The sequence below is a fragment of the Streptomyces altiplanensis genome (genome assembly GCF_053591575.1).
This window is the reverse complement of the sequence record NZ_JBSFUB010000011.1, coordinates 84,788-111,280: the sequence shown is the minus strand read 5'-3', so window position 1 is coordinate 111,280 and position 26,493 is coordinate 84,788. Positions and strand designations below refer to the sequence as shown.

The window sequence follows — 26,493 nt, the reverse complement described above, 5'->3', positions numbered from 1 at the left end:
AGCGTATGGGAGGAGGGGGGGCGCTACGCGAACCGGTTTCGCCATCCGGTCACCGCCGGGCCGGCCACCGCATCGATCACCACGCCGGCCACCGCGTCAACCGGCCGTACGCTCCGCCTGCCCGGCTTCGACCTCAGCTTCGGCTTCGGCTTCGGCCTCGGCCTCGCGCCGGCCGTCGGGGGACAGCGGGGCTTCACGGTCCAACAGCTGCCGCACGACCCTGACCAGCTCGGCGGGCTCGAAGGGCTTGGAGAGGAAGGCGTCGACCCCGGCGGCGAGGCCGCTCTCCACCTCGTACTGCGTACACGCACTGATGATCGCGACGGGCAGACGGCTGGTCCGCGGGTCTTCCCTGAGGCGGGCGGCCGTACGCATGCCGTCGAGGCGGGGCATCACCACATCCAGCGTGACCACGTCGGGACGGACCCGGTGGACGACGTCCAGACATTCGGCACCGTCGGCCGCGGTCACCACCTCGAAGCCCTCCAGCTCGAGATTGACCCTGATCAGCTGCCGGATGACCTTGTTGTCGTCCACAACAAGCACGCGGCCGGACACGCCTGGCACAACTCGAGAGTAGGTTGCGCCGCGGCGCCGCGTCCGGGTTTTCCCCACTTCCACTCGCACGGGGAAACCGGGGCGGGGCGAGGGCGGGGGGAGGGCGGGGCGGGCTCGCGCGGGGACCGGACGGGGACTCCGAAATACCTGTTCCCGGGCACCCGGCAGGAGCTGGTAGTGTTCAACCCGTCGCCGCTCACCGCGGCGGTACGCCCCCGTAGCTCAGGGGATAGAGCAACGGCCTCCGGAGCCGTGTGCGCAGGTTCGAATCCTGCCGGGGGCACAGAAGCCGGACCAGCGTGGAATATCCGCTGACCTGCGGAAGTGCCAGACATTGAGAGCCGGACCCAGTACTGCTGGGTCCGGCTCTTTGTCGTGGCGAATGAACCTTCGGCGCCACTGTGCGGCCGCGGTGCACCTCGTTGAGCGGCGTGCGGGGCTCGTGTCGCGGGCGCAGGGGTCGTGGTCGCCGTCCGCAAGCCGGTCTTGAGACGGCTCGGCCGGTTCAGACCGTCTTGACCGCGCCTCCGTCGATGATGTGGTCCGCGCCGGTGACGCTGCCCGCGAGGGGGGAGGCCAGGTAGGCGACGAGGGCGGCGACCTCGTCGGGGCGGACCAACCTGCCGGTCACCATTCCCATGGCGGCCGGGAGCTGTGCCAGGAGTTGCTCCTGCTCCACGCCCATCGACCGGGCCAGCGCGGCTCCGTAACCGTCGGGGCTTTCCCACAGGTCGGTGCGGACGGGGCCGGGCGAGACCGTGTTGACGCGTATGCCCTGAGGTCCGAACTCCTCCGCCAGCGCCTTGCCGAACGCGGTCAGTGCCGCCTTCGCGGTGGTGTACGTGATGGGGCCGGCGTGCGGCGTCCGGGCGCTGTTGGAGGAGATGTTGACGACGGAGCCGCCGCCGTCCGCGAGGCGGGGCAGCGCCGCCCGGGTGGTGCGGACCGCGGCGAGGAAGTTCAGGTCGAACGCGTCGTGCCACTGCTGGTCGGTGAAGGTGAGGAAGCCGCCCGTCTGGCCCTCGCCCGCGTCACCGCCCCCCACGTTGTTGACCAGGAGGTCCAGTCCGCCGAGTTCGGCCTCGGCCTCGGCGACGAGGCGGGCGGGGCCGTCGGGAGTGGAGAGGTCCACGGGCACGCCGATCGCGCCGGTGGCCTTGAGTTCCGGTGTGATCACCCGCGCTGCGGCCACCACCCGCATGCCCTCGCCCACCAGTGCGGAGACGGTGGCGAGGCCGATGCCCCGGCTCGCACCGGTCACGACAGCCGCCTTGCCGGTCAGTTGCAGGTCCATGGGGTGCCCCTCTTCGAAAGTGTGGCTTTGGAGATGCTTGAAGCTTAGGAGTTGCTACATCAGTGTTGCAAGTAATGGGTGAGTGGCAACTTCGGCGTAGTCTTGTGGGGTGGAAGAGGAAAGGAGCTCCGTGGAACGCAAGAGTCGGCAGCGGCCGCTGCGCGCGGACGCCGAGCGGACGGTCAGGGTCATCCTGGAGGCCGCCGAACGCGTCCTCGGCGCCAATCCGGCGGCGACCATGGAGCAGATCGCGGAGGCCGCGGGCGTCGCGCGGACGACCGTGCACCGCCGGTTCACCAGCCGCGAGGCCCTGGTGGACGCCCTGGCGGCATGGGCGACGCGGCAGTTCCACGAAGCCGTGACGAGCGCCCACCCCGACAGCGCCCCGCCGCTGGTGGCCCTCTACCAGGCGACGGCCAACGTCCTCCGGGTCAAGATCGGCTGGGGGTTCGCGATGAGCAGGACGGCCCCGGAGGACCCGGAGGTGGCACGGGCGCACGCCGATGTACTCGACCAGTGCGACCGGCTGTTCCGGCGGGCGCGCGACACCGGCGTACTCCGACCCGACACGGACCTGGTATGGGCCCGCCGCGTCTATTACGCCCTCATTCACGAAGCCGCTCTCGACCGGGCCGAGAGAGTCGACGAGGACGCCAACGATGTCGATGAGCTGGCGACCCGTGTGGTCGACACGCTGTTGCGCGGCATCGGGCGGCAGGGCGAGGGCGGCTTCCTCGGTCCTTGACGGGTCGTCAACGGTTCTCAGGCGGTGACGGTGGCCGGGTCGCTCACCCCCGGGGCGCCGGTCTCCACGTGGCCGGCGAAGCGACGCAGGAAGGTGGTGTGCGTGTCGGAGACCACCGACACGTCGTACCAGCGCCTGGTGGCGCGCAGGTCCACCGTGTGCGTCACCGTGGCGCCCGCGCGCACCGCGAAGGTCTGCGGCTGCCCGCCGTAGGCGTTGGTGACGGTGAGGTGGGCGGTCGTGGCGCCGGCCGGGTTGGCCAGGGTCAGGTCGAGGTTCCCGGTCGTCGCGTTGTGACGGGCCGTCACCTCGGGGCAGACGGCCTTGGCGGGGCTCTCGAAGGTGCGCAGGAAGCCGTTCGGGCCGTGGACCGTGAGGTGGTGCGCGCCCTTGGAGTACGCCGCGTTCCAGGTGTCGGAGATCTTCTTGCCGGCTTCCGCGGTGTACGTCCAGGGTGCGTCGGTGCGGTTCGCCGACGTCACGTAGAACTGCGCTCCGGCCGCGGCGCCCGGGCTGAAGGTCAGGGCGATCCGGCCGTCGGCCGTGTTCACCGCGCCGTCCACGTACGGGGCGTACGGCAGCGGGCGGGCCGGGCGCGTGCCCGGCTCCTGCACGGGCATGGCGCCGACCGCCGGCGCGGTGGGCCGGTAGTCGGGGTGGCGTGCGCGGTCCGGCGGCTCGTACGCGGCGGTGTCGGGCAGTTCGGCGGGGCGCGGGTCGGCCGTACCGAAGTCGAAGGCCGAGGTGAGGTCGCCGCAGATCGCGCGGCGCCACGGGGAGATGTTCGGCTCGCTCACGCCGAAGCGGCGTTCCATGAAGCGGATGATCGAGGTGTGGTCGAAGACCTCGGAGCAGACGTAACCGCCGGTGCTCCAGGGCGAGACGACGAGCATCGGGACGCGCGGGCCGAGGCCGTAGTTGCCCGCCGCGTACGACGTGCCGCCCGCGTAGAGCTCGGTGGAGGTGTCGGCGGTGGACTTGCCCTGGGAGGGGGAGGCCGGCGGGTACGGGGGCACGACGTGGTCGAAGAAGCCGTCGTTCTCGTCGTACGTGATGAACAGGGCCGTCCTGCTCCACACCTCCGGATTGGACGTCAGCGCGTCCAGGACCTGTGCGATGTACCAGGCGCCGTAGTTCGAGGGGAAGTTGGAGTGCTCGGTGAAGGCTTCGGGGGCGGCGATCCAGGAGATCCGCGGGAGCCGGCCGGCCCGCACGTCGGCCTTCAGGTCGTCGAGGTAGCCGTCGCCGTTCTTGACGCTGGTGCCGGTGCGGGCCTTGTCGTAGAGCGGGTCGCCGGGCCCGGCGTCGCGGTACTGGTGGAAGTAGAGGAGGGAGTTGTCGCCGTAGTTGCCGCGGTAGGCGTCGCTGATCCAGCCCCAGTGGCCCGCGGCGTCCAGGCCGTCCCCGGTGTCCTGGTAGATCTTCCAGGAGATCCCGGCCTTCTCCAGGCGTTCGGGGTACGTCGTCCAGCCGTACCCCGCCTCCTCGTTGCCGAGGACGGGGCCGCCGCCGGTGCCGTCGTTGCCGGTGTGGCCCGTCCACATGTAGTAGCGGTTCGGGTCGGTGGCTCCGACGAACGAGCAGTGGTACGCGTCGCAGACGGTGAACCTGTCGGCGAGGGCGTAGTGGAACGGGATGTCCTCGCGCGTCAGGTACGCCATGGTGGTGGGTGTCTTGGCCGGCACCCACTGGTCGTACCTGCCCTTGTTGATCGCCTTGTGGCCGCCCGCCCAGTCGTGGTTGAGGCCCTGGAGGAACTGCATCCCCAGATCGTCGGCCGTCGGGTGGAACGGCAGCGTCACCTTCTTGCCGCCGTCCGCCTGGTGCCAGACCGGCTTTCCGCTCGGCAGCGTCACCGGGCGCGGGTCCCCGAAGCCCCGTACGCCCTTCAGCGCGCCGAAGTAGTGGTCGAAGGAACGGTTCTCCTGCATCAGGACGACGATGTGGTCGACGTCCTGGATGGTGCCGGAGCGGCGGGCGGCCGGGATGGCCGCGGCGCGGTCGATGCTGCTCGACAGGGCGGCGAAGCCCGCGGTCGCCCCCGCGATCTGGAGGAAGCGGCGCCGGTGGAGATCTGGCATGAGTGGAGGGCCTCCTGGGGCGTGGGGGGAACGGAAGGGCGGAAGCGGAGAGAATGTTCCAAGAGGACCGGGGGGAAGGGAAGAGGGCGTGTCGTCACCGTGAAAAGCGGCGGTACGCGTCGCCAACGCGGACCGGCCGGCCCGCCGGTCCGGCCGGTGCGCCCGGCGCCGCGTCGCGGTACCGGCGCCGGGCGTACCGGCGCCGCGTCACCGCACCGGCGCCGCGAGGGCCATGAGCCCCACCGGGCCGGTTGGTGCAGACTCGACAGCAGAGCAGACCGACGGGCAGCCGGCGCAGACAGGCACCGGCCGGCACGGACGGACACACGAGGGGACCATCGAATGATCATCTTCGGCAGCAAGAGCTACCTCTACCAACTGGCGATGCTCACGCTGGTGTGCGGGCGCTGCGGCAATCCGGCGGCGCACACGCTCAAGAAGCGCGTCAGCAAGTTCACGCTGTTCTTCGTACCGCTGTTCCCGTTCTCCACGAAGTACACGACACAGTGCACTTTCTGCGGCGCCGAGCAGCAGGTCTCCCAGGAGCAGGCGGAGCAGCTCCAGGCGCAGGGCGGCGGCGGCCAGGGCGGGCAGGGGCACGGCGGCGGTTACGGGCAGGCGCCCCAGCAGCACCCCGGGCAGAATCCCTACCAGCGCTGAGCACGCAGAGTGACGGATTGCGATCAGCGGGTGGCGAAATTAGCGTGAACCGGGCGAGTCGAGGACCGGTTCGTCACGGACCGGATCCCCCGCCGGCCTTCGCCGCGGCGAAGGCCCCTCCCCTCCAGGAGCCAGCATGCCCATGCCCCTGCTCCCCCGGTCCCCGCTCTCCGGACCTCCGCTCTCCAGGTCCCCGCTCTCCAGGCTCGGCCTGTACGCCGCCGCCGGCGCCGTCGTCGCACTCCTCACCGCGGGGCCGGCGCTCGCCGCCGCGGACCCCGTCCAGCATCCGGAGCCCCCGGCCGGGAGTTCCCACACGTACAAGGGGCGCGTCACCGCCAAGTCGGGGCTGCTGCTGCGCGACAAACCCACCCGCGGCAGCAGGGTCATCGGCAGCAGGCCCTACGGCGCGGTCGTCCACGTCTTCTGCAAGACCCACGGCGAGAACGTGCACGGCGACAGCCACTGGTACCTGCTCACCGACGGCACCTGGGCCTGGGGCTCGGCACGCTACATCGCGGACATCGGACCCGCCCCGCGCACGTGCTGACGCTCCCCGCGCCGAAGCCTCCGCGCGCGTGCCGACGACCCCGGGCGTGAGCGGCCGGCCGCACTCACCGGCCGGAACCCCTTGACATATACGGACATACGGCCTGCTCGCTTGCTACGTTGCCCGACATGACCGCAACGACGGTGGACGCTCCCCCGCCCGACGTACGCCTCCCCAAGCGGCGCGGCGTCGAACTCTCGCTCCTCGTCTGCGCCGTCCTCATCGCCGTGTACGGCTACATCGCCGTCGGCCTCACCCAGGACGGCGCCGTGCCGCCCGGCGCCGCCGGTTACGGCGCCGGCCTCGGCGCCCTCGCGCTCCTCGCCCACCTCGCCGTCCGCTTCCGCGCCCCGTACGCCGACCCGCTGGTCCTGCCCATCGCGGTCCTCCTCAACGGCCTCGGCCTGGTCTTCATCTACCGCCTCGACCTGGAGACCCCCAGGGACCAGGCGGCCCCCACCCAGCTCATCTGGTCCACCCTCGGTGTCGCGCTCTTCATCGGCGTGGTCGTCCTGCTGCGCGACCACCGCGTCCTCCAGCGGTACGCCTATCTCTCGGTCGCCGCCGCCCTCGTCCTGATGATCGTGCCGATCTTCTTCCCGGCCATCAACGGCGCGAAGATCTGGATCCGCGTCGGCGGCTTCTCCTTCCAGCCCGGCGAGTTCGCGAAGATCCTGCTCGCCGTCTTCTTCGCCGCCTACCTCGCCGGGAACCGCAACGCCCTCGCCTACACCGGCCGCAGGATCTGGAAACTCCAGCTCCCCACCGGCCGCGTGCTGGGCCCGATCGTCGCGATCTGGCTGCTCAGCGTCGGCGTACTCGTCCTGGAGCGCGACCTCGGCACCTCGCTGCTCTTCTTCGGACTCTTCGTGATCATGCTGTACGTCGCGACCGGCCGCACCGGCTGGATCGCCGTCGGCCTGCTCCTCGCGGCGGTCGGCGCCTTCGTCGTCGGCTCGCTCGAACCGCACGTCCACAGCCGCGTCCAGGACTGGCTGCACCCCTTCGCGTCCATCGAGGCGGGCCGGGGAGCGAGCCAGCTCGCCCAGTCGCTGTTCGCCTTCGCGGCCGGCGGCATGCTCGGCACGGGGCTCGGCGCCGGCGACTCCATCCTCATCGGCTTCGCCGCCAAGTCCGACTTCATCCTGGCGACGGCGGGCGAGGAGCTCGGCCTGTCCGGGCTCACCGCGATCTTCCTGCTGTACTCCCTGCTCGTCGCCCGCGGCTACCGGGCGGGCCTCGCGCTGCGCGACCCGTTCGGGCGGCTGCTCTCGATCGGCCTCGCCTCGATCCTCGCCCTCCAGGTGTTCGTCATCGCGGGCGGTGTGATGGGGCTGATCCCGCTGACGGGCATGGCGATGCCGTTCCTGGCGCAGGGCGGTTCGTCCGTCGTCACCAACTGGATCATCGTGGCGCTGCTGATCCGGGTCAGCGACTCGGCCCGCCGTCCGCAGCCCGAGCACGCCGAGACCGGCATCATCGCCCCCGTCGTGGAGGACGACCAGTGATCCGCTACATCCGCCGCGCGGCCGGGCTGTGCCTGCTGCTGCTCGTCGCGCTGCTGCTGAACGCCGCCCGCGTCCAGGTCTTCCAGGCCGAGTCGCTGAGCGACAATCCCGCCAACCGGCGCCAGACCATCGTCCGTTACAGCCAGCCGCGCGGCGACATCGTCGTGGACGGGGGGCCGGTCACCGGATCCCGGGACAGCGGCGAGCAGCTGCGGTACGAAAGAACGTATCTGCACGGGCCGTTGTACGCGCCCGTCACCGGCTACGCCTCCCAGACGTACGGCACGACCCTCATCGAGAACGCCGCGGACGACGTCCTCTCCGGCACCGATCCGATGCTCGCCCCGGTCCCCCTGTGGAACGAGGTCACGCGCTCGCGGCAGCCCGGCGGCGACGCCGTCACCACCATCAAGGGCGCGGTCCAGCGGGCGGCGTACGACGGGCTCGCCGGCAGGAAGGGCGCCGTCGCGGCGATCGAGCCCACGACGGGGAAGATCCTGGGGCTGGTCAGCAGCCCGTCGTACGATCCCGAGCGGCTCTCCGGGACCGGGAAGGCGGTCACGGACGCGTGGGCGCGGCTGACCGGCGCGGCGAGCCAGCCGATGCTCAACCGGGCCATCCGGCAGACGTATCCGCCGGGGTCCGCCTTCAAGATCGTGACAGCGGCCGCGGCGCTCGAATCGGGCGTGGTGGAGGACATCGACGCGCCGACGAGGACGCCCGAGCCGTACTTCCTGCCCAACACCACCACCAGGCTCCCCAACGAGGCGCGCGGCTGCCGCAACGCGTCGCTGGAGTACGCGATCCGGGTCTCCTGCAACACGGTGATGGCGGATCTGGGCGTGCGGGTGGGGCTGGCCGGGATGCTGGACACCGTGAACAGGTTCGGCTTCAACGACGACGGGCTGAGGATCCCGTCCGGGGTGTCCCGGAGCAACTTCGACACCAGCATGAGCGACGACCAGCTCGCGCTCTCCTCCATCGGCCAGTACGACACGACGGCGACGCCGCTCCAGATGGCGATGGTCGCCGCGGCCGTCGCCAACGACGGTGACCTCATGTACCCCTACCTGGTGGACAGTACGACCCGGGCGGACGGCGACGTCGTCTCGCGGACCCGCCAGAAGTCCCTGCACCAGGCGGTGAACCCGGCCACCGCCCTGCGGCTCCGGCACATGATGGTCGACGTCGTGGAGAAGGGGACCGGCACGAACGCCGCCATCCCGGGGGTGACGGTGGGCGGCAAGACGGGCACGGCGCAGCACGGCGTCGACAACACGGGCATGCCGTACGCCTGGTTCATCTCCTGGGCGCAGGAGGAGGGCGAGAGCCGGCCCGCGGTCGCGGTGGCGGTGGTCGTGGAGGACGCGTCGGCGGACCGCGCCGACATCAGCGGCGGGGGAAGCGCGGCGCCGATCGCGCGGGCGGTGATGCGGGCGGCGATGGACGGCTGACCTGCCATCATGTCTCGCTGGGTGAAACGGCCCTGGGGGTGTCGCCGTACGCGCTTATCGTGCGGCCATGACCACCGACTCCGCCGTTCCCGCCGCTCCCGCCGTTCCCGCCGCGTACGAACTCGCCCAGGTGAACATCGCCCGCCTCAGGTTCCCGCTGGACTCCCCGGAGCTGAAGGACTTCGTGGACGCCCTGGACCCCGTGAACGCGGTGGCCGACGGCGCCGACGGCTTCGTGTGGCGGCTGCAGAGCGAGACGGGCAACGCGACGGACGTGCCGGTGTTCGGGGACGAGTGGCTGATCGTGAACATGTCGGTGTGGCGCGACGCCGACGCCCTGACCGCCTTCATGTACCAGGGACGGCACCGGGAGCTGCTCGGCCGGCGCCACGAGTGGTTCGCGCGCGTGAAGGAAGCGATGACGGCGCTGTGGTGGGTGGAGGCGGGGAGCCGCCCGACGGTGGCGGACGCCGAGAAGGCACTCCTGCGCCTGCGCGAGCACGGCCCGACGCCGGAGTCCTTCACGCTGCGTACGCCGTTCCCGCCCCCCGGCGGCGCGTCCGCGTGATCAGCCGGTCCTGCGCCTGGCCTCTTCCCTGACCTCGACGGTGATCTCGGCGATCTTGCCGAGGTCCACGGACCCGGGGTCCTGCCGGGAGATCTCGGGGGTGACGACGGCCACCGAGGCGGCCGTGTTCCCGTCGGCCCAGGCGCACATCGGCAGGGTGACATCGGTGCCGTTCTGCGACGAGGTCAGGACCTGGCAGCTCAGCGTGACGGGGGAACCCGCCGGCTCGATCTCCTCGGCGGGCACGGCAAGCGTCGCGCCCTGGCCGTCCTCCGCGCCTTCCAGCATCTTCCTGCGTGCCTCGTCGGGCTCCTTGAACTGGCCGTACATGCCCGAGATCACCAGCGCACTCGGCTCGGTCGGGGACCCGGAGGTGTACTGGCCGACGGCGGGCCTCGGATTGCGGACCTTCGCGTCGTACGCCCCTTCCAGGGCCTTCTCGCCCTCGGTCCGCGACATGTCCTGGGCCAGCTTGTACTCGCCGTCGAGCAGGGTCTTCGGCACGGTGAGCTCGTACTCGGCCTCGGGGAAACCGGCCCCGGAGGCCACGGCCCCGGCCTCGGACAGCTGCTTCACCGTGAACCCGAGGGCGCCGAGCGCGACCAGCGAGGCCGCGACGATGCCGATCACCATGCCGGTGCGGTTCTTGCGCGGCGGGGGCGGCCCCATGGGCGGCTGACCCCAGCCGCCCTGACCCGGCTGGTACGGCTGACCCGGCTGACCCGGGTACGGCTGCTGCTGCGGGTAGGGCTGACCCGGGTACGGCGGCTGCGGAGGCTGCCCGCCGTACGGATGCGGCGGCTGCGGGGACCCGTACGGGCCGGGGGGCTGCTGGGGCGGCGGTGGCATGGTCATGACCGCACGCTACTTCACGCATGCGCACACAAATCGCCCCGGCCCCTTCGTCACCCCAGCGCCTCCCGCCGCTCCGTCCACTCCTCGGGCATCGCGTCGATTCCCGTACGGGCGCCGACGATCCCCCCGGTGATCGCGCACGTCGTGTCGACGTCACCGAAGCCCTCCGCCGTGGACCACAGCGCCGCCTCCAGGTCGTCCGGGTGGCGCGCCGCCGTCCAGAGCGCGAACGGCACCGTGTCGTCGGCGCGGATGCGCTGCCCGTTGCCCAGCAGGTCGGCGGCCTTCCAGGGCGCGGTGGCGAAGGACAGGCCCGCCGCGCGCAGCAGCCCGTCGCGGACAGGCCCGGCAGGCGTACGTTCCGCCACCTCCGCGACCGACAGCTCGCCCCGCGCCGAGAGCGCGGCCGCGACGGCGACGGCCACCGCACCCGCGACGCCCTGCGGATGGGCGTGGGTCACCTCGGCCGACAACTCGGCCTGCGCCGCGGCGACTTCGACGTCGTACGAGAACCAGGCGCCCAGGGGCGCGACCCTCATCGCCGCGCCGTTGCCGAGACTGCCCTCGCCGCCGAAGAGCGTGCGGGCGAGCACGGGCCAGGCGGAGGGGTCCTCCACGAGCTGCGGGAGCAGTTCGTGCATGCCGCTGCCGTAGCCGCGCGCCTGGTCGGCCATGAAGGTGTGGGCGAAGGTCCTCGCCAGCGGCGTCTGCCGGATCTCCCCGTGCTCGTCGAGCACCCGCACGACCGCTCTCGCCATCGCGGTGTCGTCGGTCCAGTGCCAGAGGGGCTCTTCGGGGACGCGCCGGGCCCGGATCTCCGCGAGCGCCTGCCGCCGTTCGCGGAAGAGGGGGAACCAGCGCTCCCCGAAAGCGTCGCCGAGGGCGAGCGCTTCGAGGCTGCGGCGGGCGGCCTGCGTGTTCGCGGTCGCGGTCATGGCCGCCATCGTGCCGGGCCGGCTGCCCGGCCGTACATCCCTTTTGCGCAAAGGGCAGTTGGCGCAATCACCCGTCGGCGGGCGCCCGGCCGGAGTGGCGGCCAACAAGTTCCGCGCGAGGGATTGACGGGCTTGCTGACAAGCAGTCTCATAAGAGGCGAGCACGGCTGTGACCGCCAGTAACCCACCCGTGAGGTGCCCCCCGCCATGACCGCAGTGACCGAACGCGACGCACTCAGGGACGCACTCGGCCTCCTCAAGGACCGTGAGCAGGTCGCCGAGCGCCTGCTGGAGTCGTCCGCCAAGCACTCCTTCGACCCCGAGACGGAACTCGACTGGGACGCCCCCGCCGAAGAGGGCAAGTGGTTCTGGCCGCCCGAGCTCGTATCGCTCTACGACACTCCGCTCTGGCGGAAGATGTCCGAGGAGCAGCGCATGGACCTGGCCAGGCACGAGGCCGCGTCGCTGGCCTCCCTCGGCATCTGGTTCGAGATCATCCTCATGCAGCTGCTGGTCAGGCACATCTACGACAAGTCCGTGACCAGCAACCACGTGCGCTACGCGCTCACCGAGATCGCCGACGAGTGCCGGCACTCGATGATGTTCGCCAAGATGATCCAGAAGGGCGGCGCGCCCGCGTACCCGGTGCCGCGGCTCTACCACAACCTCGCACGCGTCCTGAAGACCGTCTCGACGACGCCGGGTTCGTTCGCGGCCACGCTGCTCGGCGAGGAGATCCTCGACTGGATGCAGCGGCTGACGTTCCCGGACGAGCGCATCCAGACCCTCGTGCGCGGGGTGACCCGCATCCACGTGGTCGAGGAGGCGCGCCACGTCCGGTACGCCCGCGAGGAGCTGCGCCGCCAGATGGTGACCGCGCCCGCGTGGGAGCGCGAGCTCACCCGGGTCAGCTGCGGCGAGGCGGCCCGTGTCTTCTCGACGTGCTTCGTCAACCCGCGGGTGTACGAGAACGTCGGCCTCGACCGCCGCGAGGCCGTCGCCCAGGTCAAGGCGAGCGGCCACCGCACGGAGGTCATGCAGAACGGCGCGAAGCGGCTCACCGACTTCCTCGACGACATCGGCGTGCTCCAGGGCGTCGGCCGCCGGCTCTGGAAGAGCTCGGGACTCCTCGCGTAACCGGGCGCATACGGGGCTACGCTGCGGGCATGACCCCGGCAGCAGCCACCCCCGCGTACCGCAGGCTCAGCGTCGAGGAGCGGCGCAGCCAGCTCCTGGGCGCCGCCCTGTCGCTCTTCGCGCACCGGGCGCCCGAGGAGATCTCGCTGGACGACGTGGCGGAGGCGGCCGGGGTGTCCAGGCCGCTCGTGTACCGCTACTTCCCGGGTGGCAAGCAGCAGTTGTACGAGGCCGCGCTCGGCTCCGCCGCCGACGAGCTGAAGCTGTGCTTCGCCGAGCCGCAGGCCGGGCCGCTCACCCGGCGGCTCGCCGCCGCCCTGGACCGCTATCTGGCCTTCGTCGACCAGCACGACGCCGGGTTCAGCGCGCTGCTCCAGGGCGGCAGCGTCGCCGAGACCTCCCGTACGACCGCGATCGTCGACGGGGTGCGGCGGGCCGCGGCCGAGCAGATCCTGGCGCACCTGGGCGTCGCGGAGACGGCCGGGCCCCGGCTGCGGATGATGGTCCGCACCTGGATCACGGCCGTCGAGGCGGCCTCCCTGATCTGGCTGGACGAGGACAAGCAGCCGCCGGCCGGCGCGTTGCGGGACTGGCTGGTCGACCACTTCGTCGCGCTGCTGGCCGTGACCGCGGCGACGGACCCGCAGACGGCGGCCGTGACGAGGGCGGCGCTGGCGACGGAGACGGCGGACGGCCCGGCGGGGGTGCTGGCGCGGCGGGTGATCCCGGTGATCGCCGAAGCGGCCCACCTCCTGTGAGACCTCCCGCGGTCTTCGCCCCTGCGAGACTGGCCGGGTGAGAAGCGAGAACACGCCCTTCGTGGGCGGCCCCCTGGACGGGCGGGTGCTGCCGGTGCTCGTCGGGCCGACCGGACACCCGCCGAAGTGGTACGAGGTGCCGGTGCCGGACGACGGCGGCGGACCGCCGACCGTGCACGCCTACCTGCGCCTCCCCGCCGGATACAGCAAGCGGCTGGGGCTCCAGCGCGGCTGGAAGTACGCGTACGCGCCGGAGGGACGCGAGCGCCACCGCCCGAGGTGGCCCTGGTCGAAGCCGGACAGCACGCCATAAGATCGACGGCTGTGCAGGGTGTGTCCGCTGTGACCGAGAGAGCGGCCCCGGCACGGTGACCACAGGGGGTGCGCCTTGGAAGCGCTGCGTCAGGACGATCCACGCCGCATCGGGCCGTACGCCCTGCTGTCGCGCCTGCGGGAGACCGCGAGCGCCGTGCAGTACCTGGCGCGCTCCGCCGACGGTACGACGGCCGTGGTCTCGGCCGCCCGCCCCGCTCTGGCCGGACTGCCCGCCTTCCGCCGCCGCTTCCAGGCGGAGGCGCAGACCGCCCGGCGGCTGGCCGGCGGCTGGGTGCAGGCCCCGGCCGGCTCGGGCGCCGACGGCTCCGGGCTGTGGACGGCGACCCCTTACGTACCCGCGCTGACGCTGGGCGAGGCGGTCGGGCTCGCCGGGCCGCTGCCGGAGCGGACCGTACGCACCCTGGGCGCCGCGCTCGCCGAGACCCTGTCCCGGGTGCACGCCACCGGCGCCGTACTCCACGGTCTCGCCGCCGACACCGTGCTGCTGGCCTCCGACGGGCCGCGCCTGACGGCTTTCGGCGCGCTGGGGGCTTCGGTGGCCGCCGAAGCGGGCCCCGGCGGCCAGTTGTCCGTACGCCTCGGCTACCTCACCCCGGAGCAGCTGGCCGGCCAGGAGCCCGGCCCCGCGTCCGACATCTTCGTCCTCGGCCTGCTCCTGGCGTACGCCGCGACCGGCGCGACCCCGCTGGCGGCGGGCCCCGAGGGCGCGGCCGCCGAGCGCATCGCGCACGCCGAGCCGGAACTGGCCGCCGTACCGCAGGAGTTGCGCGCGCTGATCGCCCGCTGCCTGGCCAAGTCCCCGGCGGACCGCCCGGCCCCGGGCGTCCTGGCGGCGGAACTGGCCCTGGAGGGCGCGGCGGCCCTGGCCCGCCACGGCTGGCTCCCGGACCGGCTGGTCTCGGCCCTGACGGACCAGGCGGCGAGGGCGCTGGAGCCGGGTGCGGGGACGGGGGCGCAGGACCTGGTCCCCCTGCCCGCCCCTTCCCACCGCCTGGGCTCCGCCCCGGGGGCCGCGGGGGAGACCGGGCCCACGGGGGAGGCCGGGGGCGCGCCCGCCGGCGCCGCGGACGTCGGCGGCGGGCCCACCCTGCATCTGCCGGCGCTGCGGCGCACCGCGGCACCGGCCGTGACCGGGGCCGGAGGCGCGCCGCAGCCCGGCCCCGCTCCCCTCCTCCCCCACCCCGGGACCGCGCTCGCCCTCCCGCACGCCACCGCCTCCGCGCCGCGGCCACCCGCCCGGACCGCCGCCCCGCGCGGTCTCGGCGGTCTCAGCAGGCGGGGTCTGTTCACCGGGATCGCGGCGGGCGCCGCCGGGCTGGTGGTGGGCGGAGGTGCGGTGCTGGCCCTCTCCGGCGGCGAGGACGACGCGCCCGCGCGCACGCCCGGTGGCTCCAAGCCCGTCGGCCGCCCCGAGCCGCTGCCCGGACTCGCTCCCGATCCGCTCTGGCACTACCGGCACCCGGTCGCGGCCGAGGGCCCGCCGGCCCGCCTCTGGCGCGACCAGGTCCTCCTGATCCCGGGCGGGGAACTGACGACCGGGCTGGACCTGCGTACCGGCCGCCCGCTCTGGGAACAGAAGGCCGCCGGTACGGACTACGCCCCCGAAGCCGCCGACGGCACCCACTGCTTCGTCGTCACCCCGGCCGACTTCCTGTGGCTGTCCGCGAAGGACGGGCAGGTCAGGCACCGGGTGCCGTACGGGCCCCTCCTGACGAAGGGCCAGAAGGACACCCGGGCCGTGCTCGGCGCCAAAGTGGCCGCGGACGGCCCCGTGGTCTGGTTCGCGGCGAGGGTCGACACCCTGGGCGGGAAGAAGGACAAGGTGACGCGCACGCGCTCCTACCTCTTCGCGTACGACATGGCCGCCCGCAAGGAGCTGTGGCGCACCGAGGTGCCGAACGGCCGCCCCGGCACCGTCCCCCGCTACGAGACGGCCGGCATCCGCCCCGACAGCCTGCTCCTGCGCCAGAGGACCTCCTCCATGACCGCAGCCCAGCAGAAGAAGGCCAGGGGCAGGGCGGCCTTCGTCCTCGTCGACCGCAGGACCGGCAGGACGCTGTGGCGCAAGTTCTTCGTCGGGGTACGGCCGAGCGCGGGCATCACCGACGACCCGTCCGGCCGGCTCTACGCGGCGGTGGAAGGCGACTTGCAGGCGTACGACACCCGCAGCGGCAAGAAGCTCTGGAAGCTCGAGGCCGCCTCGGGCTCCTCCGACGACGCCCCCTACGGCTTCGGCAGCGGCGTCGTGCGCGACAAGACGCTGTACGTCCCCGGCGACTCCAACGAGGTGTACGCCGTCGACAGGGCGACCGGCGTCCAGCGGTGGAAGCGCGCCACGGAGTACCCCGGCCGGGCCACCCCCCGGATCGCCCTCAGCAGCAGCGGCCGCACCGTCTTCGCGCTCAACGAGACGCAGGCCACCGCGATCGGCGCGCGCGACGGGCGGCGGCTGTGGAAGTTCCAGGACTCCGGCGTCACGGCGCCGGGCGCGGAGGAGGCCAGCGCCTCCTACCGGGCGGAGGCGTTCGGCAGCAGGGCCGTGCTGTGGCGCGGCCGCAACTTCTACGCGCTCCCTCTCGACTGAGATACGGCGGCGAAGGTTGTAGCGGAACGCGTATCGATCGGGTGCCTCTGCGATTGCGCGGGCGTCACAATCCCGCCGACGGCCGGAATTCGTTGATCATCGTGCGGGCAGGGGCCGTAGATTCGGTGATCACAACAGATTCCGCGTGTCACCGGCTGAGTGGACTTCGCGCGGGGGGACCGTTGTTCACCGATCCAGAGGGAACCGTTTCATGCGCCGCACCACCGTCCGCCGTACCGCCGTCGCCGCCTCCGCGCTCTCGCTGGCCCTGCTCGTCGGCGCCTGCGGTGCCGACAAAACCGTCGACGCCGCCCCCGAGGGCAAGGACAAGGCCAAGGAGAGCGCAGCCGCCGCCGAGCCCGCGGCGAAGGCCCTGTCGCAGGCGGAGCTGGACAAGCTCGTCCTGGCCGAGGCCGACCTGAAGAGCCACAAGGTCGCCGAGCCCTCCAAGGTGGACCTCGCCGCGGCGAAGGGCGCCACCGCCGACAAGGCCGACTGCAAGCCGCTCGTCGACGCCGTCGCGCTGCGGTCCGCGGGCACGCCCGCCGCGACCTCGGCGCGCAAGATCACCACTGTGCCCGAGAAGCCGGCCGAGGACGCCTCTCCCGAGGAGAAGCTGAAGGCCGGCCTGACCGGTCTGGGCAGCACGACGCTCATGTCGGACACCCTGGGCTCGTACGAGGGCGAGGGCGCCCAGGACGCCCTCGCCGAGCTGCGCGCCGCGGGCAAGGCCTGCGCGGGCGGCTTCACCGTGGTCACCGGCTCGGACAAGACGAAGTACACCAAGGTCGCCCCCGGCACCTACGCCGGTGGTGACGAGGCGGTCGCCTTCACCCTGACGATGGACCTGGAGGGCGAGCCCAGCACGTCCCAGCTGGTGACGGTGCGCAAGGGCAGCACGCTCGTGACCTTCTACGCCCAGAGCTTCTCCGGCAAGACGGAGCAGCCGAAGGCCGAGATCGAGGCGCAGCTGGCCAAGCTGGGCTGAACGCCGCACAGCTGACCCCGCACCACCCGTAACCCCGCACCACCTCAGTACGCCTCGCACCACCCCGTGCACCCCGTACACCCCGCACCCCGTCCCGGCACCTGTGCCGGGGCGGGGTCGCGCTGTGCAGCCACGCCGGTGGTACCGCGGATTACCTCTCGGCGGGTGACGGCGTTGGCCCAACCCGCCCAGCCGCCCGCTCGCACCCCCGCCACCGGTGCACATCATCACCTTGAGGCCGGACCGCCCGGCCGCGAACCGGAGGTGATGACGTGTCAAGCAGACTCACCCAGTCCGTCTGCACGGTCGCACTGGCCGCCGCCGCAGTGCTCACGGCACTCCCCGCGCCGCCCACCGCGGCGGCACCGGGCACTCCCGCCCCTCCACCCGCCCCCGCTCCCGCCCCGCCCCGGCAGGCGCCGACCGTCGCGGAACTGCTGACGGAGCTTCAGAAGCTGTACCGGCGGGCCGAGGAGGCCGGCGAGACGTACAAGGCGACGGAGGAGTCCGTCAAGGAACAGCTGGGCGAGGTCAGGAAAATGTCCGCGGGCCTGTCCAGGGCCCGGATCGCGCTCGCCGAGAGCCGGAGCGCGGCGGGCCGGCTGGCCCGCGAGCAGTACCAGGGGCGGACCGGCCTCTCCCCGTACCTGCGGCTGCTGCTGGCCCGGGACCCGGAGCGCGCGCTGGCGCAGGGCCACGTACTCCAGCGGGCGGCCGACGACCGGGCGGCGACGATCGCGCGGCTGGAGAGCGGCGAGAGGCGGGCGGACGCACTCGCGACCAGGGAGCGGTACGCGCTCGACAAGCAGCAGACGCTCGCCAGAAAGCAGAAGAAGCAGCGCGACGCGGTACGGGAGCGGCTGCGGGACGTGGAGGAGCTGCTGGCCTCGCTGACCGAGGAACAGCTGGCCGGTCTGGCGCGGCTGGAGGAGCGCAACACCGGCAAGGCGCAGCGCGGCCTGCTGGCCTCGGGCGCGCTCGGCAGCCCGGGCGAGGCCGCGCGGCGGACACCTTCGCGGCTGGGCGGCAAGGCGGTGGAGTACGCCGTCCGGCAGATCGGGAAGCCGTACGTGTGGGGCGCGGAGGGACCGGGTTCCTTCGACTGCTCGGGGCTCACGTCGCAGGCGTGGGCGCACGCGGGGCGGGACATCCCCCGGACGAGCCAGGAGCAGTGGCGGCAGCTGCCGAAGGTGCCGTTGCGGAAACTGCGGCCGGGCGACCTGGTGATCTACTTCCCCGAGGCCACGCATGTGGCGATCTACCTCGGCAACGGCATGGTCGTCCATGCCCCGCGCCCCGGCTCCCGCGTCAAGGTCTCCCCGATCGCGGCCAACCCCCTGCTGGGCGCCGTCCGCCCGGACCCGCGCCTGAAGCCGCTGCCGTCCTACACCCCGCCGAAGCTCCCGCGCGGCGCGACGGCGGGCTCCGACTGGGGGTACGCGTCGGAGGCGGCGCCGGGGGCATGACCCCGCGGGGCCGTCCCCCCGCCCGTCCGGCCCCGAAGCCGGGGCGGGCCCCTGGCGCCCGGACGGACCGGGACGGGAAGACCGGCACCTCGTCCGCTACGGCGTGCCGACCGCTCTCGGCCGTTCACGCACCGCCCACGGGGTACCGGAAGACCATGACCGGCACCCGCGTCCTCGGCGAAGCGCGGTGCGAAGGCGCCGCACCGCATCAGGTCTGGTACGCGTCCTACGGCTCCAACACACACCTGGACCGCCTGGCCTTCTACATCGCGGGCGGTCGTCCTCCGGGAGCCGCCAGGACCTATCCGGGCTGCCGGGACAGGCGCGCACCGGCAGCGTCCGTCCCGGTGGAGCTGGAGGGCGCCCTCTACTTCGCCACGGAGTCCCCGGTGTGGGCCGGAGCGCGGGCCTTCTACGACCCGGAGGCGAGCGGACGTGTTCTTGCGCGGGCCCACCTGGTCACGGCTGAGCAGTTCTCCGACATCGCGGCCCAGGAGATGTACCGGGAACCAGGCGCCGACCTCGACCTGAGCGAGGCTCTGGCCGGGGGCAGGGCGACACTCGGGGCCGGGCGCTACGAAACGCTCGTCTGCCCGGGCGCGCTGGACGGCCTGCCCGTTCTCACCTTCACCGCCCCCTGGCGTCTCCACGACACGGAGTGGAACAGGCCCTCCGCCGCCTACCTGCGGCATCTGTTCACGGGGCTTCTCGAAGCGGGCGCGTGGGACGCGCCCACGATCGCGGGCTACCTGGCGGCCTGCCCCGGTGCGGCGGGCCACTGGACCGCGAGAGAGCTCGAAGAGCTCATCGGCCAGTAGACCGGACCGGATTCGAGCAGGTGTCCCGCACGGCGCCCGTCACCCGCCGTTCCGTGCACGGGCCCGGGGGGGTGATCGCCCGTCAAGCTCCGTTGTCAGTGCCTCCTCCTAGTGTGAGGACATCACTCGGGGAGCCTCGGAGAAGGAGCAGAAACGTGTCCGCCAACAAGATCCAGCACAAGGTGAATCACGTCGCGCTGGTAGTGGACTGTTCGGGTTCCATGCGTCAGCACCAGAGTCAACTCATCCGTGTCGTGGACGAGTTCGTGGCGGGTCTGAAGGCCGAGTCCGACAGCCTCGGCCATGAGACCCGGATCAGCCTCTACTCCTTCGACCACAAGGTGGAGAACCTGGTCTGGGACATGGACGTGAAGCACCTGCCGTCCATGCGAGGTCTGTACAAGGTCAACAACGGCGCCACGGCCCTCATCGAAGCCTCTCTGAAGTCCCTGGACGACCTGGGCCACATCTGGGAGGAGTACGGCGAGCACAGTTTCCTCCAGATCGTGGTGACGGACGGCGAGGAGAACGCCTCCGGCGGCGACCGGCGGCACGACGGCGACATGACCATCCTCGGCCCCTGGCTCGACAGGATCGCGGCGAAGATGGGCGCGCTTCCGGGCCACTGGACTTCCGCGATCCTCGTTCCGAACTCCCTGGCGAAGCGAACCGCCCAGAACTACGGCTTCCCGGCCGGAAACATCGCCATCTGGGACGCGGATTCCCAGGAGGGCGTCGAGGAGGCGATCGGTACCGTGCGTGCCGCCGCCACCAGCTTCCTCCGTGGCCGCGAGCAGGGGGTGCGCGGCACGAAGAACCTGTTCGCTGTCGGCCAGGACATATCGGTCGACGACGTGCGGGCGAACCTCGAACCGGTCCCGGCCGACAAGTACCGGCTCCTGAAGGTCGACACGGAGGTCGAGATCCGGTCCTTCGTCGATTCGCATCCGGGCGTGACGTACGAACGCGGCTCCTGCTACTACCAGCTGGGCACCCGGGTCCAGGTCCAGCCCGACAAGGAAGTCATCGTGGTCGAGAAGGACACCGACCGCGCGTACACGGGCGACGCGGCACGCAGTCTTCTGTTCGGCACGGGCATCCAGGGGACCGTCTCCGTGAAGGCGGGGCGTAATCCCAAGCTGGAGGTATACGTGCAGAGCCGTTCGGTGAACAGGAAGCTCAAGCCGAACACGCGTCTGCTCATCATGCTCTGAGATCCACGAGAAGGGCGCGGAGCAGGCGGTCCAGGACCGGTTCGTGAAGGGCCGGCGGTCGTCACGCCGGTGGCGCCGAGCGGCCCGCGGCCGGGCCCGCACAGCGGATGCCGGCGGTTCGAAACCGTCCGCCCCCACGAGCGGGAAGACCCCCGGCCGGTCGAGGCTGGGGGTCTTCGGTGCTCAGAGGCCCGTCAGGCTCCGGTGACCGACGCCAGGTAGGCGTTCGTCTTCTCCGGGTCGTAGAAGAAGTTCTCGAAGTCCGCCGGGTCGTTGAAGCCGTTCGCGAAGCGGTCGGCCACCGGCTGGAGGCCGCTCGCCGCGCCGATCAGGTTCAGGACGTGCTCCGGCGGGACGCCGAGCATCGCGTTCGTCCACTTGGTGACGTGCTGCGCCGTGTCCCAGTACCGGTCGAACGTGGAGCGCATCCACGCCTCGTCGAACGGCTGGTCGCCGTGGGACGTGATGGAGGAGAGGTACGAGGCCGCGCACTTCGACGCGGAGTTGGAGCCCTGGCCCGTGACCGGGTCGTTCGCGACGACGACGTCGGCGACGCCCAGGACCAGGCCGCCGGAAGGCAGCCGGCCGACGGGGTTGCGTACCGTCGGGGCGTAGCGGCCCGCCAGTGTGCCGTTCGCGTCGGTCAGCTCGACCTTCGTCGCGCGGGCGTACTCCCACGGCAGGAACTTCTCCATCAGTTCCAGGGTGAGGGACAGGTGCTCGGAGGGGTCCTTCACGCCCTTGAACGCGTCGACGGGACCGCCGGGAACGCCTTCCCAGAAGAGGATGTCCGCGCGGCCGGAGAGGGTCAGCGTCGGCATGACGAAGAGCTCGCCGACACCCGGGACCAGGTTGCAGCGGACGGCGTCGAACTCCGGGTGCTCGGGGCGCGGGCCGAGCCCGTGGACGTACGCCACGGCCAGGGCGCGCTGCGGGGCGTCGTACGGGGAGCGGGACGCGTCGCGGCCGAACATCGAGACCAGTTCGCCCTTGCCCGCCGAGACCATGACCAGGTCGTACGTACGGGAGAAGTAGTCCAGGTCGGAAACGGCCGCGCCGTGGATGACGAGCTGCCCGCCGCGCTGCGCGAACGTCTCCATCCAGCCGGCCATCTTCACGCGCTGGTCGACGGACTGGGCGTAACCGTCGAGCTTGCCGACCCAGTCCACGGCGCGCGAGGAGTCGGGCGCGGCGACGGAGACGCCGAGGCCCTCGATCTTCGGGGCCTGCGACTCCCAGAAGTTGATCTGGAGGTCGCGCTCGTGCTGGAGGGCGGTGTGGAACATGCACTGCGTCGACATGACCCGGCCCGACCGGATCTCGTCCGCCGTGCGGTTGGACATCAGGGTGACCTCGTACCCGCGGCTCTGGAGTCCGAGGGCGAGCTGGAGCCCGGACTGACCGGCTCCGACTATGAGTATCTTCCGCATGGCGGGGTTCTCCGTTGCTTGGCTGTTCGGTGGTGCGGCGCTATTCGGGCGTGGTCGTGAGCGCATGACCGACGAGGGCGAGCAGCGACTCGACCACCGAGAACCGCTTGCGCGCATCCATGATCACGACCGGTACGTGCGCCGGTACGGTCAGGGCTTCCCTGACGTCTTCGACCTCGTACGCCGTCGTTCCCTCGAAGTGGTTGACGGCGACGATGTACGGCAGTCCGCAGCTCTCGAAGTAGTCGAGCGCGGGGAAGCAGTCGGACAGCCGGCGCGTGTCGGCCATGACGACCGCGCCGATCGCACCGCGCACCAGGTCGTCCCACATGAACCAGAACCGCTGCTGGCCGGGCGTCCCGAAGACGTACAGCACGAGGTCGTCGTCGAGGGTGATGCGGCCGAAGTCCATCGCGACGGTGGTCGTGGTCTTGTCGGGCGTCGCGGTGAGGTCGTCGGTCTCCTCGCTCGCGGTGGTCATCACCGCCTCGGTCTTGAGGGGGGTGATCTCGGAGACCGAGCCGACGAAGGTCGTCTTGCCCACGCCGAAACCTCCCGCGACCACGATCTTGGTGGCGATCGGGGCCCGGGTACGGTCGGTCTGCCAGTCCTGGGCGCCTTCGTCCGCCTCCGGCGGCAGGACCGGGGCGGGCAGGGGCGGCTGTGCCCGGTCCGGGACCGACGGTATGGGCCCGGTGGTGCGGGCCTGGAAGGTCTCAGAGACGGCGGAGTCCACTCAGCACCCTTTCGAGCAGCGCGCGGTTGGGCTGGCCGGGGGCGTGCCCGGTCCCGTACACACGGATCTTTCCTTGGTCGGCCAAGTCGCTGAGCAGCACACGGACCACGCCCAGCGGCATCTTCAGCAGTGCGGAGATCTCCGCGACCGTACGCATGCGGCGGCAGAGCTCGACGATGGCCCGCATCTCCGGCATGACACGTGTCTGGAGGCCGCCGTTGGTCAGCTCGCGCCGCTCCTCGGGGGCTTCGATCGCCGCCACGAAGGTCTCGACGAGCAGGACGTGCGTGAAGCGGGTGCGGCCGCCGGTGAGCGAGTACGGGCGTACGCGGGCGGGCCTGCGGCCCTCGCCCCGTACGGGGAGTTTGGCGGCGGACGTCGGCGTCGGCGTCACAGAGCACTCTCCATCGATTTGCGCAGCTCGCTGCGGAGTTCGGGGGTGAGGACGTGTCCGGCACGGCCGACGAAGAGCGCCATGTGGTACGCGACGACGCTCATGTCGCAGTCGGGTGAGCCGTGCACGCCCAGCAGCGAGCCGTCGCTGATCGACATGACGAAGACGCTGCCCTCCTCCATCGCGATCATCGTCTGCTTGACGCCGCCGCCGTCCATCAGCTTCGCGGCGCCCTGGGTGAGGCTGGCGATGCCCGAGACGATGGTCGCGAGGTCCGCGCTCGATCCCTTCGGGCCGTCCTGGCCGGCGGCCGGGGAGGCCGGTCCGGTGTTCCGCTCCGGGTCGGAGGAGAGGAGGAGCAGCCCGTCGGACGACACGACGGCGACCGAGAGAAGCCCTGGCACCTCCTCGACGAGATTGCTCAACAGCCAATGGAGATTGCGGGCTTCGCTACTCAGCCCGAATGTGCTGGACGCAGTCAACTGCGTTCCTCCTCAACTGTGTCCCCCTTGGTCTCTGGACGTTCCCCGTTGCCTGAGATCTCTGCCTCGACGTCGCGACGGCCCTTGATCGCGCCCTGCTGGAAACCGCCGAGCCGACGCCGCAGGGCGTCCGCGTCGACGCCGGTGGAGCGCTCCTTGGGCTGGGCGGGGCCGGACTTGACGATCTTGGGGGTGCGCTTGGGCAGTCCCTTGTCCGTGACCGGCTCGTCGGTGGCCGGGCTGTCAGCGACCGGCTCTTCGGCGGCCGGGTTGTCCGTGACCGGGGTGTCCGTGACCGGCTCTTCGGTGGCCGGCTCTTCGGTGGCCGGCTCGTCGGTGACCGACTCCGTCTCGGGTGCGGCGGGCTGCCTGGGCAGCCGCACCGTCCGGGTCGGCTCGTCGGCCGGTGCCCCGGTGTCCGCGTCCCCGTCGGCGACGCGCTCGTGCGTGTCGGGTGCGATGGCGTAGGGCCCGGGAGCCGGCGTCGCGGGCTCGGCAGGGCCGGTGGGCTCTGCGTCCTGCGCCGACTTCTGCGCGTCCTCGCGGATCGACCGCTCGGCCGCCGCCACCAGCGGGTCCTCCAGACCCTCCCGCGGCGGCTCGCCGAGAACCGAACGCCCCTGCAGCGCGTTGGAGTTGGCCTCCGCGACCGACCCCGGGAGGTTCAGCGTGGGCGCGTCCCCCGCCACCGGCACGGCGGGCGGCGCGCTCACCGGCGGCGCCTCGGGCAGCAGCGCGGCCGGCAGTACGACGACCGCAGCGATGCCGCCCTGCTTCTGCTCGCGCAGCGTCACGCGTACGCCGTGCCGCGCGGCCAGCAGCGCGGCCACGTGCAGGCCGATGCCGCCGTCGGTGCCGTCGCCCGGCTCGTACGCACAGGGTTCGGCGAGCCGCGCGTTCAGCTCGGTGAGGCGGTCCTGCGTCATGCCGATGCCCTCGTCCTGGACGGAGAGCATCACCTCGCCGCTCTCCAGGAGCCAGCCGGAGAGCTCGACCTTGGCGTCCGGCGGGGAGAAGGAGGTGGAGTTCTCCAGGAGCTCCGCGAGGAGGTGGCTGAGGTCGTTGGCGGCGAAGCCCGCGACCTGGGCGTGCGGCGGGATCGACCGGATGTCCACCCGCTCGTACCGCTCGATCTCGCTGACGGCGGCGCGCAGTACGTCGACGAGCGGCACCGGGCCCTGCTGTCCCTGCCCGTGCTCGGTGCCGGCCAGGACCAGCAGGTTCTCGCCGTGGCGGCGCATGACGGTCGCCATGTGGTCGAGCTTGAAGAGGGTGGCGAGGCGTTCCGGGTCCTGCTCGCGCTCCTCCAGGCTCTCGATGATGCCGAGCTGGCGCTCCACGACGCCGAGCGTGCGCAGCGAGAGGTTGACGAACGTGGAGTGGACGGTGTGGCGCATCCGCTCCAGCTGCGTGGCGGCCTCGGCCACCTGCTCCTGGAGTTCGGCGCGCTGGGTGGCGAGGGTCTCGCGCTGGCCGATCAGGTGCGTACGGTCACCGGTGAGCTTCTCCACACGGGCGCCGGCCTCGGCGAGCCTGGCGTGCAGCGTGTTGAGGGACCGTACGACCTGGGCGAACTCGTCGTTGCGGCCGGTGAAGCGGATCGGCTCCACGGCGGTCGTGCCCGCGGCCCCGCCGTCCGCGGTCCCGCCCTGTGCGGCCTCGGCGCCCGCGGCCTGCGGCCCGGCGGCCAGCCTCGCCGCGCCGAGCCGCAGTACGGCCAGCGGGCGGGTGAGCGTACGGGCGACGGCCGTGCTGGCGCCGACGGCGAACAGCAGGCAGGCACCGGCCAGGGCGATCCGGAGCTCCAGCGCGGTGACGTCGTCGTCGCGCAGCCGGGAGAGCCGGGTGACCTGCGCGGAACCGAGGGAGGACTCGACGCCGCGCATCAGGTCGATACGGGCCGACAGGGCGGCCTCGGCCTTCGCGCGGTCGGTGCCGAGTTCGGCTTCGGAGAGCCGGGGCTGGTCGGTGAGACGGGTGAGGTACTCCTCGGCGGTCTTGACCTCGGGGCCGGTGACGGTGGCCTTGAGCGACTCGCGGGCGGTGGACCCGGCGGCCTGGTCGAAGTCGGCGAGCGCGGCGAGTTCGCGTACCCGTGACTGCTGGGCCGCGGCGCTCAGCGCGTCGCGGGCGCGGGCGCCCGGGGAGTCCGGGTCCTCCTCGGCGGGGACGAGGAGTCCGGTGACGGGGTCGACGCGGCTGCCGGTGTTCTCGCGCGGCACGGACAGCGCGGCGAGCAGGAGCCCGCGGGTGGCGGCGGCCTGTTCGACGGCCCGGCTGAGCGCGGCGGGCGCCCGGGTGGCCTCGGCGGCGCGCGGAGGCGTCCTGTCGGCGAGCTCGCCGGCGAGGTCCTGGAGCTTCTCGATCGCCTCGGTGTATGCCTTGTGGGCCTCCAGCGCGGTGCCCTCGCCGGTCAGGGCCTCCCTGCGGATGCCGGGGATCCTGGCCAGGTCACGGCGCAGGCCGGCGGGGGCGACGAGTTCGATCTCGTCCATCTGCCGGTCGACGCGGGCACTGTGCTTCTCCGACAGTCCCTCGGCCTTGCCGTCGCGTGCGGTGCCGTCCTGGGCACCGCCTCCGGCGCTGTCCCCGGCGCCGTCCCCGCCGCCGCGTCCGGCCGCGATGTACGCGGTGACGTCGTCGCGTTCGTCGGCGAGGGAGTGGGCGAGGGTGACGGCCTGCCGGTTCAGTTCGGCGAGGGTGACCAGACGCTGGGAATCGGAGAGTTCGGAGGAGGCGCTGAGGATGGCGGGCGTACCGGCTGCGAGGACGGTGACGCCGACGACGGCCACGCCGGCGACCAGCCGACTGCGTACCCGTACGGTGCGTTCGGTCCGCTCGCCATTACCGCTATCGCCCCGAGGCCGCTTTTTCTGCACCGGTGCTCGCATTCTTGCTTGACTCGTCTGCTCATGTGGCCGAGGTGACGACTCGTCACACAA

24 protein-coding genes and 1 tRNA gene are annotated in these 26,493 nt (G+C 72.1%); 15 read left to right on the top strand and 10 right to left on the bottom strand.

From position 1 onward, the window contains the following. Window positions 1-96: 96 nt before the first annotated feature. Window positions 97-621, bottom strand: a complete 525-nt coding sequence (locus ACWD0Y_RS08235) for a response regulator (RefSeq protein WP_450259603.1) — start codon at window positions 619-621, stop codon at window positions 97-99. Window positions 622-769: 148 nt separating this feature from the next. Between ACWD0Y_RS08235 and ACWD0Y_RS08230 the strand changes: the two genes are divergently transcribed. Next, a tRNA-Arg gene (locus ACWD0Y_RS08230) sits at window positions 770-841 on the top strand. A 222-nt stretch (window positions 842-1,063) separates the two neighbouring features. On the opposite strand, the gene ACWD0Y_RS08225 is transcribed toward ACWD0Y_RS08230, so the two are convergent. After that, window positions 1,064-1,852 (bottom strand): SDR family oxidoreductase, encoded by a 789-nt coding sequence (locus ACWD0Y_RS08225; protein ID WP_450259575.1) that lies wholly within the window; start codon window positions 1,850-1,852, stop codon window positions 1,064-1,066. A gap of 130 nt (window positions 1,853-1,982) precedes the next feature. Here ACWD0Y_RS08225 and ACWD0Y_RS08220 point away from each other — a divergent pair, with 130 nt between their 5' ends. After that, window positions 1,983-2,597: a TetR/AcrR family transcriptional regulator gene (locus tag ACWD0Y_RS08220; RefSeq protein ID WP_450259574.1), complete on the top strand. Its 615-nt coding sequence runs from the start codon at window positions 1,983-1,985 to the stop codon at window positions 2,595-2,597. A 17-nt stretch (window positions 2,598-2,614) separates the two neighbouring features. On the opposite strand, the gene ACWD0Y_RS08215 is transcribed toward ACWD0Y_RS08220, so the two are convergent. Beyond that, window positions 2,615-4,678, bottom strand: coding sequence for a phosphocholine-specific phospholipase C (locus ACWD0Y_RS08215; protein WP_450259573.1), 2,064 nt, complete (start codon window positions 4,676-4,678; stop codon window positions 2,615-2,617). 342 nt (window positions 4,679-5,020) lie between these two features. Between ACWD0Y_RS08215 and ACWD0Y_RS08210 the strand changes: the two genes are divergently transcribed. The 5 genes from ACWD0Y_RS08210 to ACWD0Y_RS08190 all read left to right on the top strand — a co-directional run bounded on the left by ACWD0Y_RS08210 (window position 5,021) and on the right by ACWD0Y_RS08190 (window position 9,418). Continuing rightward, window positions 5,021-5,338: a zinc-ribbon domain-containing protein gene (locus tag ACWD0Y_RS08210; protein ID WP_450259572.1), complete on the top strand. Its 318-nt coding sequence runs from the start codon at window positions 5,021-5,023 to the stop codon at window positions 5,336-5,338. A 142-nt stretch (window positions 5,339-5,480) separates the two neighbouring features. Next, complete coding sequence (locus ACWD0Y_RS08205) at window positions 5,481-5,888, top strand: SH3 domain-containing protein (protein WP_450259602.1); 408 nt, start codon at window positions 5,481-5,483, stop codon at window positions 5,886-5,888. A gap of 128 nt (window positions 5,889-6,016) precedes the next feature. Further along, a complete protein-coding gene (locus ACWD0Y_RS08200; protein ID WP_450259571.1) occupies window positions 6,017-7,396 on the top strand; it encodes an FtsW/RodA/SpoVE family cell cycle protein in 1,380 nt (459 codons plus the stop codon). Continuing rightward, window positions 7,393-8,850 (top strand): penicillin-binding transpeptidase domain-containing protein, encoded by a 1,458-nt coding sequence (locus ACWD0Y_RS08195; protein WP_450259570.1) that lies wholly within the window; start codon window positions 7,393-7,395, stop codon window positions 8,848-8,850. Before ACWD0Y_RS08200 ends, ACWD0Y_RS08195 begins: the two co-directional genes overlap by 4 nt. A gap of 67 nt (window positions 8,851-8,917) precedes the next feature. Then, the gene (locus ACWD0Y_RS08190) at window positions 8,918-9,418 is read left to right on the top strand and encodes a DUF3291 domain-containing protein (RefSeq protein ID WP_450259569.1); all 501 of its coding nucleotides are present in this window, start codon (window positions 8,918-8,920) and stop codon (window positions 9,416-9,418) included. On the opposite strand, the gene ACWD0Y_RS08185 is transcribed toward ACWD0Y_RS08190, so the two are convergent. Continuing rightward, the gene (locus tag ACWD0Y_RS08185) at window positions 9,419-10,273 is read right to left on the bottom strand and encodes a hypothetical protein (protein ID WP_450259568.1); all 855 of its coding nucleotides are present in this window, start codon (window positions 10,271-10,273) and stop codon (window positions 9,419-9,421) included. Window positions 10,274-10,323: 50 nt separating this feature from the next. Next, entirely contained in the window at window positions 10,324-11,208 is an 885-nt protein-coding gene (locus ACWD0Y_RS08180) for an ADP-ribosylglycohydrolase family protein (RefSeq protein WP_450259567.1), read from the bottom strand. A gap of 207 nt (window positions 11,209-11,415) precedes the next feature. On the opposite strand from ACWD0Y_RS08180, the gene ACWD0Y_RS08175 reads away from it, so the two are divergent. From ACWD0Y_RS08175 to ACWD0Y_RS08140, 8 genes are all read left to right on the top strand, one after another. Beyond that, entirely contained in the window at window positions 11,416-12,345 is a 930-nt protein-coding gene (locus ACWD0Y_RS08175; RefSeq protein ID WP_450259566.1) for an AurF N-oxygenase family protein, read from the top strand. Between the two features lie 29 nt (window positions 12,346-12,374). After that, window positions 12,375-13,103, top strand: a complete 729-nt coding sequence (locus ACWD0Y_RS08170) for a TetR/AcrR family transcriptional regulator (protein ID WP_450259565.1) — start codon at window positions 12,375-12,377, stop codon at window positions 13,101-13,103. A 37-nt stretch (window positions 13,104-13,140) separates the two neighbouring features. Continuing rightward, entirely contained in the window at window positions 13,141-13,416 is a 276-nt protein-coding gene (locus ACWD0Y_RS08165) for a hypothetical protein (protein WP_450259564.1), read from the top strand. 75 nt (window positions 13,417-13,491) lie between these two features. Next, entirely contained in the window at window positions 13,492-16,023 is a 2,532-nt protein-coding gene (locus tag ACWD0Y_RS08160; protein ID WP_450259563.1) for an outer membrane protein assembly factor BamB family protein, read from the top strand. 211 nt (window positions 16,024-16,234) lie between these two features. Further along, window positions 16,235-17,011: a hypothetical protein gene (locus ACWD0Y_RS08155; RefSeq protein ID WP_450259562.1), complete on the top strand. Its 777-nt coding sequence runs from the start codon at window positions 16,235-16,237 to the stop codon at window positions 17,009-17,011. A gap of 272 nt (window positions 17,012-17,283) precedes the next feature. Further along, window positions 17,284-18,477 carry an NlpC/P60 family protein gene (locus ACWD0Y_RS08150; RefSeq protein WP_450259561.1) on the top strand — a complete coding sequence of 398 codons (1,194 nt, stop codon included), beginning with the start codon at window positions 17,284-17,286 and terminating at the stop codon, window positions 18,475-18,477. A 155-nt stretch (window positions 18,478-18,632) separates the two neighbouring features. Next, on the top strand, window positions 18,633-19,295 hold the full coding sequence (locus ACWD0Y_RS08145) for a histone deacetylase (RefSeq protein ID WP_450259560.1): 663 nt from the start codon (window positions 18,633-18,635) through the stop codon (window positions 19,293-19,295). A gap of 155 nt (window positions 19,296-19,450) precedes the next feature. Next, entirely contained in the window at window positions 19,451-20,509 is a 1,059-nt protein-coding gene (locus tag ACWD0Y_RS08140) for a VWA domain-containing protein (RefSeq protein ID WP_450259559.1), read from the top strand. 194 nt (window positions 20,510-20,703) lie between these two features. Here ACWD0Y_RS08140 and ACWD0Y_RS08135 read toward each other — a convergent pair whose 3' ends face one another. The 5 genes from ACWD0Y_RS08135 to ACWD0Y_RS08115 are packed head-to-tail and all read right to left on the bottom strand — an operon-like array spanning window position 20,704 to window position 26,430. Then, window positions 20,704-21,939: a styrene monooxygenase/indole monooxygenase family protein gene (locus tag ACWD0Y_RS08135; protein ID WP_450259558.1), complete on the bottom strand. Its 1,236-nt coding sequence runs from the start codon at window positions 21,937-21,939 to the stop codon at window positions 20,704-20,706. Window positions 21,940-21,979: 40 nt separating this feature from the next. Continuing rightward, window positions 21,980-22,675, bottom strand: a complete 696-nt coding sequence (locus ACWD0Y_RS08130) for a GTP-binding protein (RefSeq protein WP_450259557.1) — start codon at window positions 22,673-22,675, stop codon at window positions 21,980-21,982. Continuing rightward, the gene (locus ACWD0Y_RS08125; protein ID WP_093799073.1) at window positions 22,656-23,069 is read right to left on the bottom strand and encodes a DUF742 domain-containing protein; all 414 of its coding nucleotides are present in this window, start codon (window positions 23,067-23,069) and stop codon (window positions 22,656-22,658) included. The genes ACWD0Y_RS08130 and ACWD0Y_RS08125 overlap by 20 nt, the downstream gene beginning before the upstream one ends. Continuing rightward, window positions 23,066-23,551, bottom strand: a complete 486-nt coding sequence (locus tag ACWD0Y_RS08120) for a roadblock/LC7 domain-containing protein (protein ID WP_450259556.1) — start codon at window positions 23,549-23,551, stop codon at window positions 23,066-23,068. The genes ACWD0Y_RS08125 and ACWD0Y_RS08120 overlap by 4 nt, the downstream gene beginning before the upstream one ends. Then, window positions 23,548-26,430, bottom strand: a complete 2,883-nt coding sequence (locus ACWD0Y_RS08115) for a nitrate- and nitrite sensing domain-containing protein (protein ID WP_450259555.1) — start codon at window positions 26,428-26,430, stop codon at window positions 23,548-23,550. Before ACWD0Y_RS08115 ends, ACWD0Y_RS08120 begins: the two co-directional genes overlap by 4 nt. Window positions 26,431-26,493 lie beyond the last annotated feature (63 nt).